This window comes from Faecalitalea cylindroides, assembly GCF_028321995.1.
Lineage (GTDB): Bacteria > Bacillota_I > Bacilli_A > Erysipelotrichales > Erysipelotrichaceae > Faecalitalea > Faecalitalea cylindroides.
Map to the genome: position 1 here is coordinate 103,960 of NZ_JAQLXG010000003.1, position 21,263 is coordinate 125,222.

The 21,263-nt window shown below is 35.0% G+C and carries 19 protein-coding genes, 1 pseudogene and 1 other annotated feature; of the genes and pseudogenes, 3 read left to right on the forward strand and 17 right to left on the reverse strand.

Annotated elements, in window-relative coordinates; genetic code table 11:
• Positions 1–3 precede the first annotated feature (3 nt).
• From PND65_RS02930 to PND65_RS02940, 3 genes are all read right to left on the reverse strand, one after another.
• Entirely contained in the window at positions 4–531 is a 528-nt protein-coding gene (locus PND65_RS02930) for a biotin transporter BioY (RefSeq protein WP_022355697.1), read from the reverse strand.
• A 106-nt stretch (positions 532–637) separates the two neighbouring features.
• A complete protein-coding gene (lysS, locus tag PND65_RS02935) occupies positions 638–2,587 on the reverse strand; it encodes a lysine--tRNA ligase (RefSeq protein WP_195294103.1) in 1,950 nt (649 codons plus the stop codon).
• Positions 2,588–2,631: 44 nt separating this feature from the next.
• Positions 2,632–2,842 (reverse strand) — a binding site (T-box leader).
• Between the two features lie 41 nt (positions 2,843–2,883).
• Positions 2,884–3,495, reverse strand: a complete 612-nt coding sequence (locus PND65_RS02940; protein WP_271990234.1) for an L-threonylcarbamoyladenylate synthase — start codon at positions 3,493–3,495, stop codon at positions 2,884–2,886.
• A 72-nt stretch (positions 3,496–3,567) separates the two neighbouring features.
• Here PND65_RS02940 and mnmE point away from each other — a divergent pair, with 72 nt between their 5' ends.
• Positions 3,568–4,899, forward strand: a complete 1,332-nt coding sequence (mnmE, locus tag PND65_RS02945; protein ID WP_271990237.1) for a tRNA uridine-5-carboxymethylaminomethyl(34) synthesis GTPase MnmE — start codon at positions 3,568–3,570, stop codon at positions 4,897–4,899.
• 23 nt (positions 4,900–4,922) lie between these two features.
• Here mnmE and PND65_RS02950 read toward each other — a convergent pair whose 3' ends face one another.
• The 3 genes from PND65_RS02950 to PND65_RS02960 all read right to left on the reverse strand — a co-directional run bounded on the left by PND65_RS02950 (position 4,923) and on the right by PND65_RS02960 (position 6,396).
• Positions 4,923–5,309, reverse strand: a complete 387-nt coding sequence (locus PND65_RS02950; RefSeq protein WP_271990239.1) for a hypothetical protein — start codon at positions 5,307–5,309, stop codon at positions 4,923–4,925.
• Between the two features lie 74 nt (positions 5,310–5,383).
• A complete protein-coding gene (locus PND65_RS02955) occupies positions 5,384–6,022 on the reverse strand; it encodes a hypothetical protein (RefSeq protein ID WP_271990241.1) in 639 nt (212 codons plus the stop codon).
• Between the two features lie 50 nt (positions 6,023–6,072).
• Complete coding sequence (locus PND65_RS02960) at positions 6,073–6,396, reverse strand: hypothetical protein (RefSeq protein ID WP_271990243.1); 324 nt, start codon at positions 6,394–6,396, stop codon at positions 6,073–6,075.
• Between the two features lie 198 nt (positions 6,397–6,594).
• On the opposite strand from PND65_RS02960, the gene PND65_RS02965 reads away from it, so the two are divergent.
• Together PND65_RS02965 and PND65_RS02970 are read left to right on the forward strand one after the other, a co-directional pair.
• Entirely contained in the window at positions 6,595–6,960 is a 366-nt protein-coding gene (locus PND65_RS02965; protein WP_195191523.1) for a BlaI/MecI/CopY family transcriptional regulator, read from the forward strand.
• A 9-nt stretch (positions 6,961–6,969) separates the two neighbouring features.
• The gene (locus tag PND65_RS02970; protein ID WP_271990245.1) at positions 6,970–8,103 is read left to right on the forward strand and encodes a M56 family metallopeptidase; all 1,134 of its coding nucleotides are present in this window, start codon (positions 6,970–6,972) and stop codon (positions 8,101–8,103) included.
• Positions 8,104–8,210: 107 nt separating this feature from the next.
• Here the strand turns inward: PND65_RS02970 and PND65_RS02975 are convergent, their stop codons facing one another.
• The 11 genes and pseudogenes from PND65_RS02975 to PND65_RS03025 form a co-directional block, all read right to left on the reverse strand.
• Entirely contained in the window at positions 8,211–8,942 is a 732-nt protein-coding gene (locus tag PND65_RS02975; RefSeq protein ID WP_271990248.1) for an HAD family hydrolase, read from the reverse strand.
• 144 nt (positions 8,943–9,086) lie between these two features.
• Entirely contained in the window at positions 9,087–11,084 is a 1,998-nt protein-coding gene (locus tag PND65_RS02980; RefSeq protein ID WP_271990251.1) for an ABC transporter permease, read from the reverse strand.
• Positions 11,077–11,844 (reverse strand): ABC transporter ATP-binding protein, encoded by a 768-nt coding sequence (locus PND65_RS02985; RefSeq protein WP_022355686.1) that lies wholly within the window; start codon positions 11,842–11,844, stop codon positions 11,077–11,079. The genes PND65_RS02980 and PND65_RS02985 overlap by 8 nt, the downstream gene beginning before the upstream one ends.
• 132 nt (positions 11,845–11,976) lie before the next feature.
• Positions 11,977–12,969: a sensor histidine kinase gene (locus PND65_RS02990; protein ID WP_015536235.1), complete on the reverse strand. Its 993-nt coding sequence runs from the start codon at positions 12,967–12,969 to the stop codon at positions 11,977–11,979.
• Positions 12,966–13,637, reverse strand: coding sequence for a response regulator transcription factor (locus PND65_RS02995; protein ID WP_022355685.1), 672 nt, complete (start codon positions 13,635–13,637; stop codon positions 12,966–12,968). Before PND65_RS02995 ends, PND65_RS02990 begins: the two co-directional genes overlap by 4 nt.
• A 70-nt stretch (positions 13,638–13,707) precedes the next feature.
• Positions 13,708–13,944: pseudogene (locus PND65_RS03000) on the reverse strand (family 1 glycosylhydrolase); the annotation flags it as partial.
• Positions 13,945–13,969: 25 nt separating this feature from the next.
• Entirely contained in the window at positions 13,970–18,280 is a 4,311-nt protein-coding gene (locus PND65_RS03005) for a PolC-type DNA polymerase III (protein ID WP_271990256.1), read from the reverse strand.
• A gap of 11 nt (positions 18,281–18,291) precedes the next feature.
• Positions 18,292–18,975: a ribonuclease III gene (rnc, locus tag PND65_RS03010; protein WP_022355682.1), complete on the reverse strand. Its 684-nt coding sequence runs from the start codon at positions 18,973–18,975 to the stop codon at positions 18,292–18,294.
• Entirely contained in the window at positions 18,972–19,451 is a 480-nt protein-coding gene (gene coaD, locus PND65_RS03015) for a pantetheine-phosphate adenylyltransferase (RefSeq protein WP_271990259.1), read from the reverse strand. The genes rnc and coaD overlap by 4 nt, the downstream gene beginning before the upstream one ends.
• Positions 19,448–19,996 (reverse strand): 16S rRNA (guanine(966)-N(2))-methyltransferase RsmD, encoded by a 549-nt coding sequence (rsmD, locus tag PND65_RS03020; protein ID WP_087158408.1) that lies wholly within the window; start codon positions 19,994–19,996, stop codon positions 19,448–19,450. The genes coaD and rsmD overlap by 4 nt, the downstream gene beginning before the upstream one ends.
• Positions 19,996–21,261 (reverse strand): FtsW/RodA/SpoVE family cell cycle protein, encoded by a 1,266-nt coding sequence (locus PND65_RS03025; RefSeq protein ID WP_087319400.1) that lies wholly within the window; start codon positions 21,259–21,261, stop codon positions 19,996–19,998. The genes rsmD and PND65_RS03025 overlap by 1 nt, the downstream gene beginning before the upstream one ends.
• Positions 21,262–21,263: the final 2 nt, after the last annotated feature.

The following is a 21,263-nucleotide window of genomic DNA, read 5'->3' on the forward strand; positions in this document are numbered from 1 at the left end:
GTATCAAGGTAAATGTGATCTTAATCTTCTTCCTATGCTATAGGCTAAAATGATTTTAATTAAATCCGGAATAATAAAAGGAAATACACAAACCGATAAAACACTTCTAACTGAAAGAATGTTTTGATTTTGCAAGCTCACATTTAAAAACCAATACGTTCCAAAACTATAACAAAGACATAATCCTATAACTGAACAAAGAATAAAAAGTTTTGAATTATTTATCCAATATTTTTCTGTCAACCATAGAAAAAGTGAACTCCATAAAAAACCAAGAATATATCCACCAGTCAGATTCATCAAAGCACCTATTCCACCTCTAAATCCTGAAAAAACGGGTAATCCAATCGCTCCAGCTATAATATAGACAAATACATATATAGTTCCCTTTTTCCCACCAAAAACAAGGCATATAAGAAACATAGCAAGCGTCTGTAATGTAAATGGAATCGTAAAAGGTATTGATATCCATGAACATATCGCCAATAAAGCAATACTTAATCCGCCATAAGCAATTTCTCTAGTTTTCATATTTAATATTTTAAGTGATTAAAACTTGTTTTTTCAAGCATTTATTTTGATTATCAAAATAAAAAGCACTCAGAACATTCTGAGTACTTTTATTAAGTTTTAATTATTAGTACAATTTAGCTCCCGCAGGAATAGCATCATCTACCATCAAAAGGTTCAAACGTTCCTGGCCTTCTTCCTGATGAATTGCTGAAATGATCATGCCACAAGAATTAATTCCCATCATTTTTCTTGGTGGTAAATTGACGATTGCAATCAATGTTTTTCCAACTAGTTCTTCAGGTTCATAATAGTCATGGATACCGCTTAAGATCGTTCTATCTTCTCCTGTTCCATCATCCAAGATGAATTCTAATAACTTCTTGCTCTTTGGAACAGCACGACATTCTTTTACCTTTACAGCTCTAAAGTCTGATTTAGAGAATGTTTCAAAATCAACGAAATCTTTGAATAAAGGTTCAATTTCTACTTTTGAATAATCAATCGTTGGAATCTTGTTAACTACTTCTGAAGATGCAGGTGTACTTGTTTTAACAGGTGCCTCTATTTTTGTCTTGTTAGCTTTTTTAGAATCTTTTGTCAGCTTCATATGCGGGAACAATAAGACTTCACGAATTGTTCTCTGATCTGTCAACAACATCACAAAGCGGTCGATTCCAAGTCCTACACCACCAGTAGGAGGCATGCCGTATTCCAATGCTTCTACATAATCTGTATCGACTTCGTTGGCTTCATCATCTCCAAGTTCTCTTAGCTCCAACTGTTTTTCAAAGCGCTGTCTTTGATCGATTGGATCATTTAACTCAGAGAATGCATTCGCATATTCATGTCCACAGATGAATAATTCATAGCGATCGGCAAAACGAGGATCCTCTGCATTCTTTTTGGCAAGCGGCGAAATACTTGTAGGATGCCCATATACAAATGTAGGCTGAACAATTGTTTCTTCTACATATTTTTCAAAGAATAAGTTGATGATATGTCCAACAGAGTTATGGATTTTTTCGACTTCAATATCATGTTCTTTAGCAAGTGCTTTGGCTTCATCCAAAGTCATTTCTTTCCAGAAATCAACTCCGCAGGCTTCTTTGATCGCATCCACCATGTGAATTCGTTTAAATGGTGCTTTTAAAGATAGCTGTTGCCCTTGATATGTAATTTCTGTTGTATCTAATACTTCATTGGCAACAGAATCAAACAATCCTTCAATCAGATCCATCATACCATATAGATCACTATAGGCTACATAGGCTTCTACTGTTGTAAATTCAGGGTTATGCATTGCATCCATTCCTTCATTACGGAATAAACGTCCAATTTCATAAACACCTTCCAAACCACCAACGATCAAACGTTTTAATGGTAATTCTGTTGCTATTCGCATATAGAAATCCATATCTAAAGTATTGTGATGTGTCACAAATGGTCTAGCACTAGCCCCGCCTAAAATAGGCTGCAATACTGGTGTTTCCACTTCTACAAGACCTTGACCATCTAAATAATGTTGAATGGCACGAATAATTTTTGGTCGTGTTAAGGCAATATGTTTTGCCTCTGGATTCATGATTAAATCTACATAACGACGACGGTAACGCTCTTCTACATCAGTTAAACCATGGAATTTTTCTGGCAATGGTCTTAAAGATTTAGATAAGTGTGTATATACCTGCGCACGAACAGATAACTGGCCATGGTCCGTTTTCATGACCGTTCCTTCGATACCTACGATATCTCCAATGTCATTTTTCTTAAAGATTTCATATTGATCATCACCAATTACATCTTTACGTACATAAATCTGAATCTGTCCATCCACATCCTGGATATGCATGAAACCAGCTTTCCCCTGACGGCGTTTGGTCATGATGCGTCCTGCCACTTTTACGTGTACTTCTTTTTCCTGAAGTTCTTCTTTTGTGCAGTTTTCATACGCTTCAACGATTTTTCCAGAAGTTGTTGTGCGATCATAACGCTTTCCAAATGGATCGATTCCCATGTCTTGAAGATCCTGCATCTTCTGGCGACGCACTTTTTCCTGTTCAGTTAATTTTTCCATTTTCTTTATCCTTTCCTATACTCAATAAAAAAAAGAGCACTCGTCATAGGGACGAAATGCTCGTGTTACCACCCTAGTTTGTCTTCCAGATCACTCTAGAAAACCTCTGCCACTGTCAATTAACAGTGCTTCCTTTAATGCAGGAATTACATACAGCTCCAAGGTTTTATTCTCAAAGGTCCTGTGCTTTTTTCCACCAACCAAAAGCTCTCTGTAACATTATCCTAAGATACTCGTCCTTTTCATAGCCTTTATCCGCTAAGTATCGTACAAGACTAAAATAACTTTGTCAAATACTATTTTGATTTATTCTCAATCACACAAACTAACTCTTCTAATGATATTGGTCCTTCTCTTAAAATTTTTAGATCTTCTTTAGTACAATCCACAATCGTACTTGCCTGAAGTGCTCTACACTTTCCTAGTACGATCCCATCAATATTTGGTAACTGTTCTAAAACATCTTCATATTTTAGAGCTGTTGGCGCGCCAGATTGATTGGCACTAGTTACTAATAATGGAGTATCTAATTCATCGATCAAAGATAAGACAAATTCTTCATCTGGAATACGAATTGCAATTGTTTCAAGTCCATTATTATAGGATTTATCCAATCTTGGATCCACTGGAAGCACCAGTGTCAAAGCTCCGGGCAAAAAATATTTTGCGATCAACTTTGTTCTTTCATCAATTATGGCAATACCTTCTAATTGTTCCAGCTTTGATACCATCATAGGAATTGGTTTTGTCTCTGGACGATGTTTGGCATGTTTCAAATTATGCAATGCATCTAAATCACCATACATCACACCGACTCCATATACTGTATCGGTTGGAATTGCTATGATTTCATGATCTTTAAATGCTTTGGCAACTTCATGGATTTGATCTTGAGTATATTGTTTCATATGTTGTTCCCTTCTTACATTTCACGTGTATATATATTATACTATATTTACAAAAGAAAGAAGGAAAACACAATGTTTCAACATACAATTGCTGCCATCTCAACTGCATTACAGGATGGTGCTATTTCTATCATTCGCTTAAGTGGTGATGAAGCTATATCTATCGTTCAAAGCATATTTTCAAAAAACATATTAGATGCGAAAAGTCATACCATCCATTATGGATTTATTTTGGATGATAACAAACAACCTGTTGATGAAGTGCTTGTTTCAATCTTTAGAGCACCAAAAACATATACCCGAGAGGATATCATAGAAATCAATTGCCACGGCGGTACCTTTATCACTCGTAAGATCTTATCCATCGTATTAAGTCATGGAGCTATGCTGGCAAAACCCGGTGAATTTACACAAAGAGCTTTCTATCATGGAAGAATCGATTTATCCCAAGCTGAAGCCGTACAAGATATGATTGAAGCATCCAATGATACAGCCGCCAATATGGCGATTCGAGGTATCCGAGGCAGTATCAAAAAACTGCTGCAACCTCTAATCGATGATTTGATGGAAATCATTGCCAATATTGAAGTAAATATTGACTATCCAGAATATGATGATGTTGCCCAACTAACAACACACGATCTGCTACCAAAAACCAATGAATGGCTCACCAAGATTGATACCATTTTGAACCGTGTTCAAACAGGACAACTGTTGAAGAAAGGTATTGATACAGTCATTATTGGAAAGCCAAATGTCGGTAAGAGTTCATTATTGAATGCTTTATTAGAAGAAGATAAGGCAATTGTAACCGATATCGCCGGCACCACACGTGATATCGTGGAAGGACAGATCCATATTGGTTCCATACAGTTAAACCTGATCGATACAGCAGGAATTCGCGATGCCAAAGATAAGATAGAACAAATAGGAATTGAAAAAAGTCAGGAAAAATTAAAACAAGCCAAACTTGTTCTATTAGTCTTTGATGGCAGCAAGCCTTTAGATGAAGAAGATAAAAAATTACTTGAGCTTACAAATGATAAGATGCGTTTGATCATCTACAACAAAGAAGACCTGTCTCAAAACACAGACAAAGAAGGTATCTGGATCAGTGCCCAAAACAATGATATCCATTCCTTGATCGAAGCCTTGGAAAACATGTATCAAAACGACTTGTTAAAAGAAGAACCTCTTTTATCTAATGAAAGACAAATTGGTTTATTAAACCAAGCTAAGCAGGATATGATACGAGCAAAAGAGGCAATGGAAAATTTTATAGAACCGGATTTAATTGAAATTGATATTCAAATGGCACATGATCATTTAAAAGAAATCCTTGGTGAAGTTCATCGCGAAGATTTACTGGATACTTTATTCTCTAAATTTTGTCTAGGCAAATAAAATACCCGTTAACCATTTTTTGGTTATCGGGTTTCTTTTTGAATAATACTTATATCACTATTTTTTGTTAATTCAATTCGACCGCATAAATAATCATCAATCAATTCATATTTTGTTTTTTCCTTTGCCTGTTTGACAGTCATTTTAGTCAATTTTGCATCTTTATTTAGATTTAAAAAATCTTCTTTTAACTGATTGCTATCTACCGAAGTACTAAATAGATATCCACCATGATTTACTTGATAAACAATGTCATCATCTTCTAATTCACAAAACATATTTTCGATATATTCTTCTAAATCAATTTGATCATTCAAAAAGATAGAATCAATTTTATCATTTGCCTTTATTTGATAATTTGATACTCCGAAAAAAGCAATGCATAACATTATATAGATAATTCTTTTCATTTAATCAGCTCCTTATTCACTTGAAAAGGAAGAGAGCATTATAAAGTTTATGTTTTCTTCCTCTTTTAAATTCATCAAATATTCTGCACACGATAATACGAACCATTTACTGGATTAAAAGTATAGTACACATGAGATAATGTACCTTTGTTGATATAAGTTGGAGAACCATTATAAATAGTATCCCCTTGTAGACTACCATTTAACGTAGCATATGCCTGATCTAAACTTCCTACTCTTCCATCATCTCCATACCTTGTCCAAAGCAAATAATATCCACTACTAGGTTCAGGAGCAAACATGTAACCACTAAACCTCCATCCTGATCCACTAAACGCGCTCGATTTATACTCAGCACCCAAAGCTAGTACCCAACGTTGTGTAGGCGGTGAAGCCAATCTTGGCTGTATCGATGAATCCTCTGGATGAACTAATGAATTCACAACGTCTTGTTTAGCTTCTTCAACACTCATTGAGTTAGGATCCATAGCACTGTCATAAGTGGTAATGATTTCATCATAATCATCAACAGATGTAACGGTTGCTTTCCCAATTAAATATCCACCATCTGATGTTTTTAATATTTTCTGTGATGCATCAATATTTTCAAACATATTGTCCGCAATTTCTACTGCTTTTTCTTCAGTCATTCTATCTCGCTCTGTTGCATGAACAGATAATGTTGGAACTAAAAGAATAGCTGCTAGAAACACACTTAATAATCTTTTAAATAAAATCTTCTTCTAATAATCACTCTCTTTCTTCATTCTGTTAATAATTGTCCAGTTTTTGCGCGTTCAATCAGTTCCATCTTTGCCTGTGATACCGTTTTTGAATTAGGATCTTCTTCACTATTGTATTTTATTTTAGATCCATCTTCAGTTATTAAAGTAGCCTCTCCAATTAAATAACCGCCTTTTGGCAATTCCAAAACTTTCTTCGTATCTTCCACATCTGAAAAAACATTATTGACATAAAAATCAAACCCCTGATTGTTACTACCGTTTTCATTTGCCATTAAATGCATCGTTGGAATTAATAGCATACCTGATAATAACACTATACCAGTAATCGTAATTCGTTTCATATAGCGCCTCCTTTTCTATTTCTGATATGTAATTTGTCAGGCTTTCATAACGAATTATGAAAATAAAGGAAATATTATGATTACGTAATCTTCAATTTTATTATATATCGATTTCTATTTTTAGCAATCTTTTTTTTTATATATTTTATTTGCTTAATATATTATCAATTGTTATTATATATTCAAAGGAGTGATTATATGCTTTTAGATAAATTAACTAAGAGAGAGAATTTAGTAATGAGCATTTTATGGAACAACAATAATTCCTTATCGGCAGCCGAAATCAAAGAGCTTTGTGAAGAAGAAATAAGTATTTATACTGTGCAACAAGTCCTTCAAAGATTATTAAAAAAAGGCTATATTAAAGTAGCTGAAATTGTTCAAAACAACAAATCTTTTATGAGAAAATATGTTCCAGTTTTAACTCAAACTAAGTACATTTCTAGTTTTATAAATAAAAAAACTAGTTTTGAATTAGCTAGTAACTACATTGAAACGACTAATGATATTCAAGAACTTAATGCATTGGAACAATTAATAAAACAAAAAAAAGAAGAATTATAGGGTATTAACATGCTATTAACTCCATCCTCTCTTTTAATTGCTCTATGTCTAAGCACAGTTTTGATTTTATTTCTAAATTTTTCACTAAAAAACCATCTCTTTACATTGAAAACTTTAGAAGTCTTAATAATCATAATCATTTTAACAATGTACTTTCCGCTTGAATTTGTTTTTAATCAATCAATCATTGCACCAAGTATTATGAATCCAATTCATAATGCCCTCAAAGCCGATTTAAATAATATTATTTCCAAAACATCCATTTTCTTATTCATATATTTCATTGGTTTAATATATAAGCTCATTATTTTTATTAAAGAAAATATTTTTATTCAAAGAAAATTTAAAATCCTTGTGCAGAATTCCCACAAACATCTTGTCTCTCATTTTTTACCAAATTCTAAAAAAAACTATACCGTTTGTCTTTCAGAGTTTGTGAGCACTCCATCTCTCATAGGATTTAATAAGACAATTTTTATTCCTTCTATCACTTTCAATAAACAAGAATTATCAAACATCTTAGAACACGAAATTGCTCATATAAATCATCACGACATTTTTATAAAATTTATCATTAACATCCTAACTATTATTTACTGGTGGTTCTATCCTGTTTATATTTTTCAAAAAAACTCAAATCTCGTTTTAGAAATACGTATCGACCATTTTGTCACAAAAGATAAAAATAAAATATCAAAAATGAAATACGCACAAACTCTAATAGATGTACAAAGAAAGATATTAAACAATCATAACAAAGAAAATTGTATATACAACACAAATATCATTGATTCAAATATAAATGCATTGAAGTGCAGAATTCAATATTTAAGTCTTATTCAAAAACACAGTTTTATGCATATCGTTATAATGATCTTACTCATTGTTTCTTCTATAAGTGTCCATTGTATTTCATTAAAAAGCTTTTATTATCCTCCGGTAAAACGAGAATATTTCACAGAAAATAACATAAACGAACTCAATATATCATCCAGAATTTACGGACAAGTTTTAAACAACTCCTTATCTCCAACATCAAAAGAAGCGCAATGGATATATGTTTCTACTGAAGAACACATCTATAAACGTCTTTGGAATACAGAAACAGGTTGTTGGGAAAAGAATTGGCAATTTGTTTTATAATTCAACACACAAAAGAACCATAATAAAGAATAAATGATTTCTTTTTATAAAAAAGACCCACAATATTTGGATACACTCATATTGTGGTCTTTTTTGATATTGTCATTTTATTGAATTTCAGGCAAGCTCTTTGCCCATTCTAATAAATCTTTTAAACTTCCCATCTGGAAATCATCTGTTGGTAAATTATCTTTATTTAAAAGACAATCTTCGATCAACATAACTTCCATTCCAAGTTTTTTGGCAATTCCATCTTCCGCAACATCGTTACCAATCATGATGCAATCTTCTGGAGCCACCTTTAAAGACTCACAAACTTCTTTGTAATAAGCTGGGTTTGGCTTTGCAGAATGCGAATTTTCAAAAGTTGTAACCAAATGAAGACTCTCTGGATCAATATGAAGCCAGTTTAAGCGTGAATATGTGGCAATCTGAGGGAAGATTGGATTTGTTGCGATTGCTACAGTATATCCTTTTTCCTGCAATGTCGAAACAATTTCCTTGCTAAGATTGGTAACCTTACATGCATTCACACAATTTTGAAATTCATTGGCATAGAAATCCAAAAAAATTGATTCACACTCATCATAATCTAAGCTTGTATTATTATTGAAATAATCACGGAAAACTTCCATATTTGTTTTAGGTCCTGTATTCAATACCATTTGTTTGGTTCCACCCCAAATATGTTTATATAGGTCTTTTGGATCGATACGATCTATCATACAACCACATAATCCCATGAAATATGCCTTTTCAAACTCATTAATATCCATTGGCAATAATGTTCCATCCAAATCGAATAATATGTTCTTTTTTGGTTTCATCGTAAAGCTCATAAATTCTATACTCCTTATTTCACTAATGTCCTTATTTTAGCATAGAATCATTTAAAACAATATTGAATTTTAAGCTTATTGATTTAACTTTCCTTATGATTAATATAGAACAGATAAATAATAAACAAAGCGCCTGGAATGATCTTACATAGCGTTTCGAACAATTCCATAATAGACCTTGCTGGTCAAGAAATAAATCAAAACATACACTAAGGCAAATACTCCAAAACAAATTACGGTAGTCATAATATAAAGATTTGTATTATCCAAATACAATAAGCGTAGCATTTTTTCAATCATTGGGAAGGCAAACACAATATGGATCGCTGCCACCACAAGAGGTAGAAAGAATACAGTTAAAACTTGAGAATTGATCGTCTTTTTTACTTCACGTTTATTCAGTCCTACTTTCTGCATGATTTCAAATCGTTTCTTATCTTCATATCCCTCTGTGATCTGCTTATAATACATGATCAAGACTGTGGCCATGATAAATAGAAAACTCAAGAAGATGCCGATGAACAAGAAGCTGGCATATAAAGACAATAGATCTTCATAATTTCCTTCCTGTGTATCCACCATCATGTAAGTTGTATCTCCTGGATAGTTGGCAATCAAGGCATCTGTGGCTTCTTTAACGCTCATTTCTTCTGATTTGCTTAAATTGAAATCATAACTGGTATGAATATAACTTGCATTATCACCATACGCTTGTTTTTGAAGATCATCGATCATAAACAAAGTATCCATAGAATCTACTACAACAAACATTGAGTTCTGCAGATTGGCACTGTAATTGGAATCGGCTTTGATCGAATCTAGAATTCCTTTTACCTTAAATGTATTTGAGGCAATATCAATTGTTTTATGATCAAACTGCTTTCCTGATGGAAAAACCAACACTTCATCTGGCGCAAGACTCACGTTGGTTCCTTCTGTTCTGTTATAGTCATCAAGTGTTATAAAATACAGAACAACTACATTTGAAATATCCTGCAATGACATATTCTCATTTCCAAACGTATATGTATTTCCTTGGTTAAAAGCACTTACGGATAAAGTACGGTAAACCAATTCATCTTCCGTTTGAATACCTACCTGTTCAATGGCATAATTCATATCATCAATCGTATAAAGAGCCTGATTAGAGTCTACACTATTAATAGATACTGTGATATCTCGAGGGAAACGGGTCTCGATGATATCGTTCATTCCGACCCATAAAGAAATTGTTGTCGATAACATAACCAAAACCATAGTAGACAAAATACAAATGTTCCCCAAGCCAACCGCATTTTGTTTCATACGATAAATCATGTTGGAAACAGAAATAAAATGATTCGTCTTGTAGTAATAACGCTTATTTTTCCTTAAGAGTTTTAAGATAACGATACTGCCAGCCGTAAATAACATATATGTTCCAATTACGACTAGAATGACCGCAACCATGAAGAACGCAAAAGCAGTAACTGGATCTTGGATTGAAACTGACATATAATATCCTGTTCCTAGACAAATCAAACCTATAAGAGCTAACAGCCATTTTGTTTTCGGTTCTTTTTCTCCATGTTGATCTCCATGCAGCAACTCAATTGGATTGGATAAATTAATCTGAATCAAAGAGAATAAATACATTAAAACAAAGATAATCAAGAATAAAATGATTGAATTTACGATAGATTGATAAGAGATATAAAATCCCAAGGCAATGGATGCATTTAACATCTTGGCAATCAACAGATAAAACGCTTTATCTAAAAGAATTCCTATTCCGATTCCTAGAACCATTGACACAAGAAAGACAATAATAGATTCCAAGGCAATCACAATAGAAAGATGTTTCTTTTCCATACCTAAGATATTAAAGAGCCCAAATTCACGTTTTCTTCGTTTGATTAAAAATGAATTTGTGTAGAATAAGAAAATTACCGCAAAAACCGTAATAACATAGATGCCCAGGCTTAAAATCTGCTGCATGACATCTCCACCAATCATGTTCATCATATTGGGATTCATAGATAAAGAAGATACCATATAATACATCATGATCGTTAAGATACAGGAAAGGACAAAAGGTATGTACATTTTGGCATTTTTCTTTAGATTATCAAATGCCAGTCGAAAGTAAAACGTTTTACTCATTGCGAGCACCACCCGTCGCCAGCACTGTCAAAGTATCGGAGATATTTTGATACATTTCATCCATGCTCTTATCGCCACGATAGATTTGATGGAATACCACACCATCTTTGATGAATAACACTCTTTGGGCATGACTGGCTGCTTTGATTGAGTGTGTAACCATCAAGATCGTTTGATTGTTTTCATTGATTTTAGAAAATAAACGAAGCAATTCTTCTGTTGATTTAGAATCCAAAGCCCCAGTTGGTTCATCGGCAAGGATCAAATCTGGATGTGTGATCAATGCACGGGCAACCGCTACTCTTTGTTTCTGCCCACCAGAAATCTCATATGGATATTTCTTTAAAATCGACTCAATTCCTAACTGACGCGCAATCGGTTCTAGTTTCAATTTCATTTCAGGATACTTCTTCTTAGATAGAACCAATGGTAAAAAGATATTATCCATATTGGAAAACGTATCTAATAAGTTAAAATCCTGGAAAACAAACCCAAGATGATCTCGTCGAAAAGCACAGATTTCTTTTTCGTTAATTTTGGTGATATCTTTACCATTCAATAAAACAGTACCACTCGTTGGTTTATCCAATGCAGCCAGAATATTCAAGAGCGTTGTTTTACCAGATCCTGATTCTCCCATGATTGCGACATACTCCCCTTTTTCTATACTGAAGTTTACATCGGATAGCGCAAGAACCTGGTTCTGCGAAAATCTTGTAGTATAAACTTTCTTCAATCGATTTACTGTTAATAATGACATAATTCGTCTCCTCCTTAATACATCTTCAGTATAGATGTTTAGAAAATACACAACCATCGAATTTCCTTACAAAACAAACGCGAATCTTACATTTCTGAAAGAAACACAAAGAAAGCCCACATATTGTGAGCTTTAATCCTTTAATATACCAAAATCATATCGGTCCAATGTAATGATAACTTTAGTGCCCTGATGTCGTTTGGACTCAATCGCAATTGAATGATTAAGCTTATCCAAAATCTCCTTACAAAGATATAAACCCAGACCACTGGCTTTCTTATCAATACGACCATTGTATCCGGTAAATCCTCTTTCAAAGACTCGCTTTAGATCGCTTTGTTCAATACCAATTCCATTGTCTTCAATCACAAGCTCATGTTCATCTTGTAAGTAAATCATGATCTTCCCTTTTGGATTTGTATACTTTAAGGCATTAGATAAAATTTGTTCTAATACAAACACAAACCATTTTTCATCGGTTAATACGCATGTATGCGTTTCTTTAAAATCCAGCATAACCTTACGGTATATAAATTCACTGGAAAAATGACGAATGGCTTGACGAATGAGATCATCTAGATCCTGTTCACGAAAAACATAATCTGTCTGTGTACTGTTCATTCTTAAGTAAGCCAAAACCATGTCTGTATACTGTTCCATGCGTAAAAGCTGCATTTTGAGTTCTTTTTGATCAATTGGATCTGTATCTAGACAAAGGCGCATGGCTGCAATAGGAAGCTTGGCTTGATGAGCCCATAATGTAAAATAGTCCATCTGTTCTTTTTGTCTAGCTTCATTTTCTTCAATAATCCGCAGTTTATCTTGATCCATAGCCTGCAAGATCTTCTTATAATCCTGTCCCTTTAAAGAAGTATCCAAAATAAAAGGAGATAAAGATACATTATTTTTGATTTGTAAGGTCGTTAATGTCTCGTGCTGCTTATAATAACGATAGAAATCAATGATGCAGACACCTAAGATCAATACTCCTATCAACATATAGGCATAAATGATCATATCTAATTCGTATCGATAGAGAAAGAATAAAAAGGATAAGATCAAAAATGACATCAAAAACACGATGATGGCCAATAATCTATCTTTTAAATAATGAAGCACTATCATACCAAATACCCAATTCCCTTTTTTGTGATGATAAAATCTCGAACATCAATTTGTTCTAACTTCTTTCGTAAACGGTTCACATTCACGCTGAGTGCGTTTTCATCCACATAATAATCAGTCTTCCACAAGTATTCCATCAAATCATCTCGAGAAACGATCGAATTCTTTCTTTCCAACAAGAGTCTCAAGATCTTGGCTTCATTCTTGGTCAATTCGATGCTCTTGTCCTGAAAAGACACTGTATTATCTTCCACATTAAATCGAACACCTTTGTGTTCAATAAAATGACTTTGTGAATTAAAATCATAGGTTCTTCTTAATAGGGCCTGGATCTTGGCAGCCAAAACCTGTAGATCAAATGGTTTTGTGATATAGTCATCCGCTCCCTGCGATATCGCCATAACAATGTTCATATCGTCGTTGGCGCTAGATACAAATAGAATTGGTACTTTGGAGAACTTACGAATCTCCAAGGTCCAGTGATAACCATTTAGATGCGGAAGCGTAATATCCATCAAGATCAGATCCGGATCAAAGGCAATAAATTCCTCCATGATCTTAGAAAAATCATGAACCTGCCTTACTTGGTAATTCCAGCTGGATAAAAACTCTGCCATTTTTTGTGAAATCACTTTATCATCTTCTACAATAAATATTTTATAAACCATATCCTAATTATACTCAATTCGCACATAAACTCAAAAAAAGAAGAGCAGCCTAAGCCGCTCTATCTCTGTATCAATAACTTAAATCTTCTCCATTTGTCTCAATGACCTTTTTATACCACGCAAATGATTTTTTCTTTGTTCTCTTCAAAGTTCCTTTTCCTTCATTATCTAGATCAACATAAATAAAACCATAGCGTTTTTTCATCTCACCGGTAGAGGCACTTACCAGATCAATAGGTCCCCAACTTGTATATCCCATCATATCGACACCATCGATATCTACTGCATCTTTCATTGCTTGAACATATTAAGATGAACCTATAGAGAAATTATTAGAATAAAGTCATTTGGTTTTCTTCGTCCAATCCTTCCATAGCACCCATTTGATCCAATCGATCACACAAGGTCTTAGAAAGCTGTGTTCTTTTTAAGACATCCTCTTTGGATAAGAATGGTCGTTTTTCTCTTGCCTCGACAACCGATTTTCCTACGTTATCACCTAATCCATCCAGACTTGTAAATGGTGGAATTATAGCTTTAGGATCATCCGGGTCTACGATAAATTCATTGGCTGCTGAACGATTGATTGAAACATTAGAGAATCTAAAACCACGCAATGTCATTTCCAAGGCAAGTTCTAACGTATCATAAATCGCATTTTCTTTATCCGATACTTTCTGGGTCTTATCTTCTCTTGCGCGCTTGATATCACTCATTCGCATGCGGATCGCTTCTTCACCTGCAATCATCGTTTGAATGTCATAAGCATCACAACGAATACTAAAGAACATACAATAATAATGAACTGGCATGTGCACCTTGAACCAGGCAATACGCACCGCCATCATAACATAGGCAACCGCATGGGCTTTTGGGAACATGTATTTGATCTTTAGGCAGGAATCAATGAACCAATCTGGAACATTGCTGGCTTTCATTGCCTTGATCCAGTCATCTTTTAAACCTTTTCCTTTACGAACGCTCTCCATGATCGTAAAAGAAAGCTTTGGTTCCAATCCATATTGAATCAAATCGACCATGATATCATCACGACATCCGATAACTTCACTTAAGACACATGTTCCATTATCGATCAAGTCTTTGGCATTCCCTAACCAAACATCTGTACCATGGGACAATCCAGAAATTGTGACCAATTCTCCAAAAGTCGTTGGTTTTGTCAATTCCAGGATACCACGAACAAATGGAGTACCAAATTCAGGAATTCCGGCTGCTCCGGTTACCTCATTGTATTTTGTCGTATCAATTTTTAATGAATCTGTCGATGAGAAGATCATCATCGTTTCAATATCATTCATTGGAATCTTTCTTACATCTACACCCGTAATTCTCTCCAACATCTTCATGGCAGTTGGATCAACGTGCCCAAGAATATCAAATTTTAAGATATTGTCATGAATCTGATGGAAATCAAAGTGTGTAGTCTTCCATTCTGCATTTGGATTATTAGCTGGGTATTGTACTGGAGTAAAATCATGAACATCCATATCCAATGGCACAACAACGATACCACCTGGATGTTGTCCTGTAGTACGTTTTACCCCTTCACAGGCTTTTGCCAGATCTGTACGCTTTGCCTCACTGTATTCAGGAATATCCATCTCTTCTTCATAACCCTTGACATATCCATAAGCTGTCTTTTCCTGAACCGTACCTACGGTTCCTGCACGAAAGACATGATCTTCACCGAATACTTCCTTGGTATAGGCATGAGCTGTTGGCTGATATTCTCCAGAGAAGTTTAAATCGATATCCGGAACTTTATCTCCCTCAAAGCCCAGGAATGTCTCAAATGGAATATCCTGTCCATCACCACGTATGATAGTTCCACATACAGGACACGGTTTATCTGGAAGATCAAATCCAGATTTAACATCTTCATCATCAACAAATTCATAGTAATGACATTTTGGACATACATAATGTGGTGTCAGTGGATTTACTTCGGTAATATTGGACATCGTCGCAACAAAACTGGATCCAACAGATCCACGACTTCCGACTAGATATCCATCATCATTGCTCTTTTTAACCAATAAATGTGAAATATAGTAAACAACATAATATCCATGCCCAATAATGCTGTCTAATTCACGGGACAATCTTTTCTCTACTACATCTGGTAGATTATCTCCATAAATCGAATGAGCTGTTTCAAAACAAATATCACGTAATTTTTGATCGGATCCCTCAATATCAGGTGGATACAGTTTATCTTTGATTGGATAAATTGGTTCCATCATAGATTTAAGTTCTCTTGGATTTTCGACAACGATCTTATATGCAAGATCTTCCCCAATCCAACTGAATGCCTGCAACATCTCATCTGTCGTCAGTAAATGCTGATCCGGTGCCTTGCATGCTTTACGCTTTACACGATCATAGAAATATAAAGGATGCCTTGCGTTTCCAATCGCTTTGGCATTGATATAAATATCACGCACACGTTTTTCATGTGGGTGTACATAGTGTGCATCGCTTGTCGCAATGACCATCTTATTTTTCTTCTTGGCTGCATCAAGAATAAAGCGTATGATTTCTTTTAATTCATCGACATCTTTGATACTGCCTCGATCGATCATATTTTTATAACATTCTAAAGGTTGAACTTCGATATAATCATAGAAATCCATCGCATCCAACAATTCTTGTTCACTTCGCGTATGTGCCAAATCAAAGATCTCACCATTTTGACATGAAGATCCAAACAATAGATTTCCATGTGCGTGTTTTTCGATCAACTCTTTGCGAATGATGCGTGGCTCTGCCACCACATTTTCACCTGATTTTCCATTATAAGCCAAATATTGTGTATGCGATAAAGTAATCAATTCGAAAAGTTCTTTTAACCCTTCTTTATTTTTAGCGTATACAGTAATGTGATTTGGATGATTCTTCTTAAATCCTTCTGGTTTATCCTGCAACTGACATAATGTATCCATCGTTGCCTCACTGCCCAGATCATTCATCATATGACACATTACCTGCGATAAGACTTCCGCATCATAATCAGCTCTATGGGCACCTTCGCCATCATAGCTGACCCCATAAGAACGACATACCTGTCCTAGTCGATATCCTTTTCGGTCCAGGATCGCGTATGCCAGCGGCAAAGTATCAATTGTTGGATTCTTTAACACTTCTCTTCCTAGCTTACGTAAAGCTGCATTGATGAAACCAACGTCAAACACTCCATTATGGGCAACCAATACTGCATCCTCAAAATACTCTAATATTTCATCTATTGCCTCTTCGATCGTCTTAGCACTATCTACATCATTTTGTGTAATGTGTGTTAAAGACATGATATGTGCCGGCAATTTACATTCTGGATTGATAAACATCTGTTTACGTGAAATCACTTCACGGTTTTTCATCTTGACCGCACCAAATTCAATGATCTTATCCAAACGATTGGATAAACCTGTGGTTTCAAGGTCAAATACCACAAATGTACAATCTTCCAATTTGGCATGGTTATTATTGGTTACGATCTTATATTCTGGATCTACCATGCTCATTTCACAACCATACAACATTTGAAAATTGCGATTTGGATTGGCTTTATTTAAAGCACTTACCTTATGTTGTGCCATGGGAAAAGCCTGAACGACTTGGTGGTCACAAATTCCAATCGCATCCATGCCCCAGTCATATGCAGTCTGAATGAACTCTTCGATTGCACAAACCCCATCCATTTCTGAGAAATTGGAATGAACATGCCATTCAATACGTTTTTCTTTGGCATTATCCACCCGTTTCTTTTCTGGAATCACTTCCATCTTGTTGATCATAAAGGCATCGCATTTGGAAAAAGAATCATAGACAACTTCACCAGTTACACGAACGGTCTGTCCTTTTTTTGCTTTTTCGATTTCTTCTAAAGGACATCGTGCCCCTTCAAAACGTTTGGCAACGATCGCATCTTCATAATCACTGATATATAACATCTGCAATGTTTTTTTTGACTTCATGACTCGATTATCAATAGAAAAAATATGTCCTTCAAAGGCAACATTACGCATTCCTACTTGAAGTTCTGAAATCTTATAGATTTCCGCTTCTTCTTTTTTATAAGAATAGTTATTGCGCTTTGGTTCTGGCGCTACCTTTTGAGGAATTGGTTTGATTTCAATCACATTGGTTTCTATATCTTCATCATCTTCAACCAATTTACATAGAATATCCATCTCAATACCAACTTTTTTCAATTCTTCCTTTAGTGTAGGCAAAGAAAGATTTAAAGATGCTAGTCTTTCTGGATCTTTCGTTGAAAAACAAACAGTATGATTTTCCTGATAAGGATGTAGAAAACGAAAACATCGCAACACATCTACTTTTTCTACAAAATAATTGACATAAAGATCAAGTTCTTCCATTGAAACTTGAGGATTTCTAGACTGCAGATTCCATACAAGATGAACATGAAGAGCTAATTGTAGTTTAGAAAAAACTTCTTCATATATAGAAAATGGAAGTACATTCTCTACTTCAATGTTTAGTTCCAATTGTTTTTTTTGCGAATGAAAAACAGGATTTTTGACAAAGGTCGCATTATCAAAATATCCCGTTAATGATGACGGTAATAGTTTTTCAAAGGATTTTGTTACGTCCTGTGCCATACTTTCCTCCTTTACTTAGCCATTTTATCAAAGGCTGCTTTGGCAGCCAGCTGCTCAGCTTTTTTCTTTGTGCTGCTGGTTCCCTTTCCTAACAAGATGTCATCCAAATAGACTCCCATCGTAAAAGTAGGCGCATTACTTGGACCTTGTTCTTCAATAAGTTTATATTGAATAGTCTTTCTAGAATCAGCCTGGATCACCTCTTGAAGATGGGTCTTATAATCTGTTACATCTTCACTTTTTTCACTACCAAATACTGGCATCATATATTCGGTCAAAATCTTATCACAGGCTTCATATCCCAAATCGATATACATTGCTCCGATACAAGCTTCAAACTGGTCGGCCATTAAAGAACGACGCTTTCTACCTCCGCTCTTTTCTTCACCAACTCCTAATTTCAAAAATTTATACCAGCCTAGTTCTTCATTTAACTTTGCAAGTGTTGCTTCACATACCGTCTGAGCTCGTAAGGTTGTCATTTTCCCTTCGTGCATCTTTGGCTGCATATGAAACAACTGATCTGCGCTCCAAATCTGCAAGACTGCATCCCCCATGAATTCCAAACGTTCATTATTATCACAACCATGAGGATGTTCATTGGCATAGCTTGAATGTGTACAAGCTTCCTCATAAATATCTTCTCGTTTTGGTCTAAAGCCTTCATTTCTTAACCAATCTGTAAATGTTCTCATTTTGATTCCCTCTCTTTGATCGTTTTAAGCACACACTCTGGTACAAAAGACGATATATCTAAACCATATTTTATAAATTCACGAACATTCGTACTGGAACAAAGCGCCAGATCTTCTCTTGTATAAAGGCAGATCGTATCAATGGCTGGATCGATCAAAGCGTTCATACCAGCCATATTCTTTTCATATTCAAAATCCACTGTATTTCGAATTCCTCTGACAAGCACAGTTGCCCCAACTTTATGACAAGCTTCAACAACCAATCCATCCTGGATATAACACTCGACATTGGACATATCCTGAGTGATTTCATTTAACCAGGCAAGTTTTTGTTCATTTGAAAAAGTATTCGTTTTCAGCGAATTAGGTGAAACAAAGACCACCAGTTTATCAAACATCTTACTTGCTCTTTTAATCAAATCCACATGTCCTAAAGTTACCGGGTCAAATGTTCCACAAAAGGCTGCTGTTTTCATTGTTGTTCCTGCTTTCTATAATATGTGATCTTGGTAATACCATACACTTTTTCTTTTTGTTTTGATAGTGTTGCGATCTGTTCTGGAAATGTTTGTTGAGCCAAACTTTCCACTACGACCATTCCATTTGTATTTATCAAAGATAACTGATCCAATTTTTCGATCAATTCCACATTCTTTTCTTCTTTATAAGGAGGATCAATATAAACTAGATCATAAGCTTCTTTCAATCGATTCATAACAGAAAAAATGCTCCCAGATATGATTTCACAATTCTTTTCCTGCAAAGATTTCACATTTTCGCGAATTACATTAAGAGCCATACGATCTTTTTCAACCATGGTTGCAAATTTCATACCTCTTGATAAAGCTTCTAAAGCCATATTGCCTGTGCCGCTGTAACAATCCAACATTCTTCCAGAATCAAAAGAACCTCCAAGGCTGGAAAAAACAGCCCCTTTCACTTTATCTGCTGTCGGTCTTGTCGTATCGCCTTTGCATGATTTCAAAGGTCTTGATCCATATTTTCCTGCAACGATACGCATTAGGCATTCATCTCCTTTACTCGTATTTGTGAAATACACTGTTGCGATAAACCAATCGCCGTACAAATAGCCATCAAAGAAGAACCACCACTACTAATAAACAGCAGCGGAACTCCGGTAAATGGAATCAAGGCAGCCACACCACCAACATTCAAGAAGAAATGCATGAACAAATAGGTGGCATTTCCAACTAGCACAATTTTATAAACTGTTTCATTTGTCTTAAAAGCATAATAAAACAAACGATAAATTATGACCCCATACAAAAGTACGATCAGTCCTAATCCAAAAACACCCGTTTCTTCAATCGTTACGGCCAAGATATAGTCGTTATCCGCCTGTGTTAAATATCCATATTTACGTGCAGAAGCCCCTATTCCCTTTCCTATGATATTACTTGATGCAATACCGTATAAAGAGTTGGCTGGCTGATATCCTTCTCCATATATATCATTATATGGATTTTTTGCGTTTTCAATACGAGTCGCAACATGCGAAAAAGGTGTCTGGGCAATGATGTCTGTTCCGATATCCGTAATACCAAATAGAACCACCACACCTAAAACACTTACTGTAAATAGGCGTTTTAGATTTTTTTGGATTCTTTGAATTGATGGGTAATCTGGAATCAATATACAAACAAAGAAAATCATTGCAACAATGGACATTGTTCCCAAGTCTCTTTGTAGAATCAAAAAGATAATATCTAACACAAGTGCATAAATAGGAAAACGAAATAATTTAGACCATTTTTCCTGCAACTTAGGATTTCTTTTTGCCTTATAAACTGCACAGGCAATCAAAACGATCAAAAGCGGCTTGGTAAATTCACTTGGCTGGATCGTAATACCACCAGGTAAACGAATCCATGCCTGAGATCCACCAGATGCACTAAAGGCAAACGGCATCATCATAAATACCGACATGAATAATATAAACATCATCTCTGCTTTACTAAACCAACGAAAGCTGAATACATGATTGACGATCCACATACAGAAATATGCCGCAAACAAAAAGACAATCTGTTTTATCAGTGTAGTTAAAACGACCGTAGAATTTGTCGTAGTCTGTCCAACGTTGGTTGAAACAATCATAAACGTTCCAAACAAAATTAAGACAAAGACTGCTACATTTATGTATATATCACTATGTTTTCGCAACATAATCAAATCAATAAAAGAACGTAATCGCTGAGTACGTTTTTTTTTCTGTTCTAACTTTTTTTGTGCTTTATCTTTTCTTGAGAGTCTTTTTCTAGCCATGC

What these genes read in the sequence shown, in the direction of transcription:
- PND65_RS02940 (WP_271990234.1), bottom strand. Translation starts at nt 3,495, where the DNA reads ATGAAACAATATACTCAAGATCAAATCCATGAAGTTGCCAAAGCATTT.
- mnmE (WP_271990237.1), top strand. Translation starts at nt 3,568, where the DNA reads ATGTTTCAACATACAATTGCTGCCATCTCAACTGCATTACAGGATGGT.
- PND65_RS02950 (WP_271990239.1), bottom strand. Translation starts at nt 5,309, where the DNA reads ATGAAAAGAATTATCTATATAATGTTATGCATTGCTTTTTTCGGAGTA.
- coaD (WP_271990259.1), bottom strand. Translation starts at nt 19,451, where the DNA reads ATGAAAACAGCAGCCTTTTGTGGAACATTTGACCCGGTAACTTTAGGA.
- PND65_RS02960 (WP_271990243.1), bottom strand. Translation starts at nt 6,396, where the DNA reads ATGAAACGAATTACGATTACTGGTATAGTGTTATTATCAGGTATGCTA.
- rnc (WP_022355682.1), bottom strand. Translation starts at nt 18,975, where the DNA reads ATGAGAACATTTACAGATTGGTTAAGAAATGAAGGCTTTAGACCAAAA.
- PND65_RS02965 (WP_195191523.1), top strand. Translation starts at nt 6,595, where the DNA reads ATGCTTTTAGATAAATTAACTAAGAGAGAGAATTTAGTAATGAGCATT.
- rsmD (WP_087158408.1), bottom strand. Translation starts at nt 19,996, where the DNA reads ATGCGTATCGTTGCAGGAAAATATGGATCAAGACCTTTGAAATCATGC.
- lysS (WP_195294103.1), bottom strand. Translation starts at nt 2,587, where the DNA reads ATGGAAAAATTAACTGAACAGGAAAAAGTGCGTCGCCAGAAGATGCAG.
- PND65_RS03025 (WP_087319400.1), bottom strand. Translation starts at nt 21,261, where the DNA reads ATGGCTAGAAAAAGACTCTCAAGAAAAGATAAAGCACAAAAAAAGTTA.
- PND65_RS02930 (WP_022355697.1), bottom strand. Translation starts at nt 531, where the DNA reads ATGAAAACTAGAGAAATTGCTTATGGCGGATTAAGTATTGCTTTATTG.
- PND65_RS02995 (WP_022355685.1), bottom strand. Translation starts at nt 13,637, where the DNA reads ATGGTTTATAAAATATTTATTGTAGAAGATGATAAAGTGATTTCACAA.
- PND65_RS02980 (WP_271990251.1), bottom strand. Translation starts at nt 11,084, where the DNA reads ATGAGTAAAACGTTTTACTTTCGACTGGCATTTGATAATCTAAAGAAA.
- PND65_RS02970 (WP_271990245.1), top strand. Translation starts at nt 6,970, where the DNA reads ATGCTATTAACTCCATCCTCTCTTTTAATTGCTCTATGTCTAAGCACA.
- PND65_RS02975 (WP_271990248.1), bottom strand. Translation starts at nt 8,942, where the DNA reads ATGAGCTTTACGATGAAACCAAAAAAGAACATATTATTCGATTTGGAT.
- PND65_RS03005 (WP_271990256.1), bottom strand. Translation starts at nt 18,280, where the DNA reads ATGGCACAGGACGTAACAAAATCCTTTGAAAAACTATTACCGTCATCA.
- PND65_RS02990 (WP_015536235.1), bottom strand. Translation starts at nt 12,969, where the DNA reads ATGATAGTGCTTCATTATTTAAAAGATAGATTATTGGCCATCATCGTG.
- PND65_RS02985 (WP_022355686.1), bottom strand. Translation starts at nt 11,844, where the DNA reads ATGTCATTATTAACAGTAAATCGATTGAAGAAAGTTTATACTACAAGA.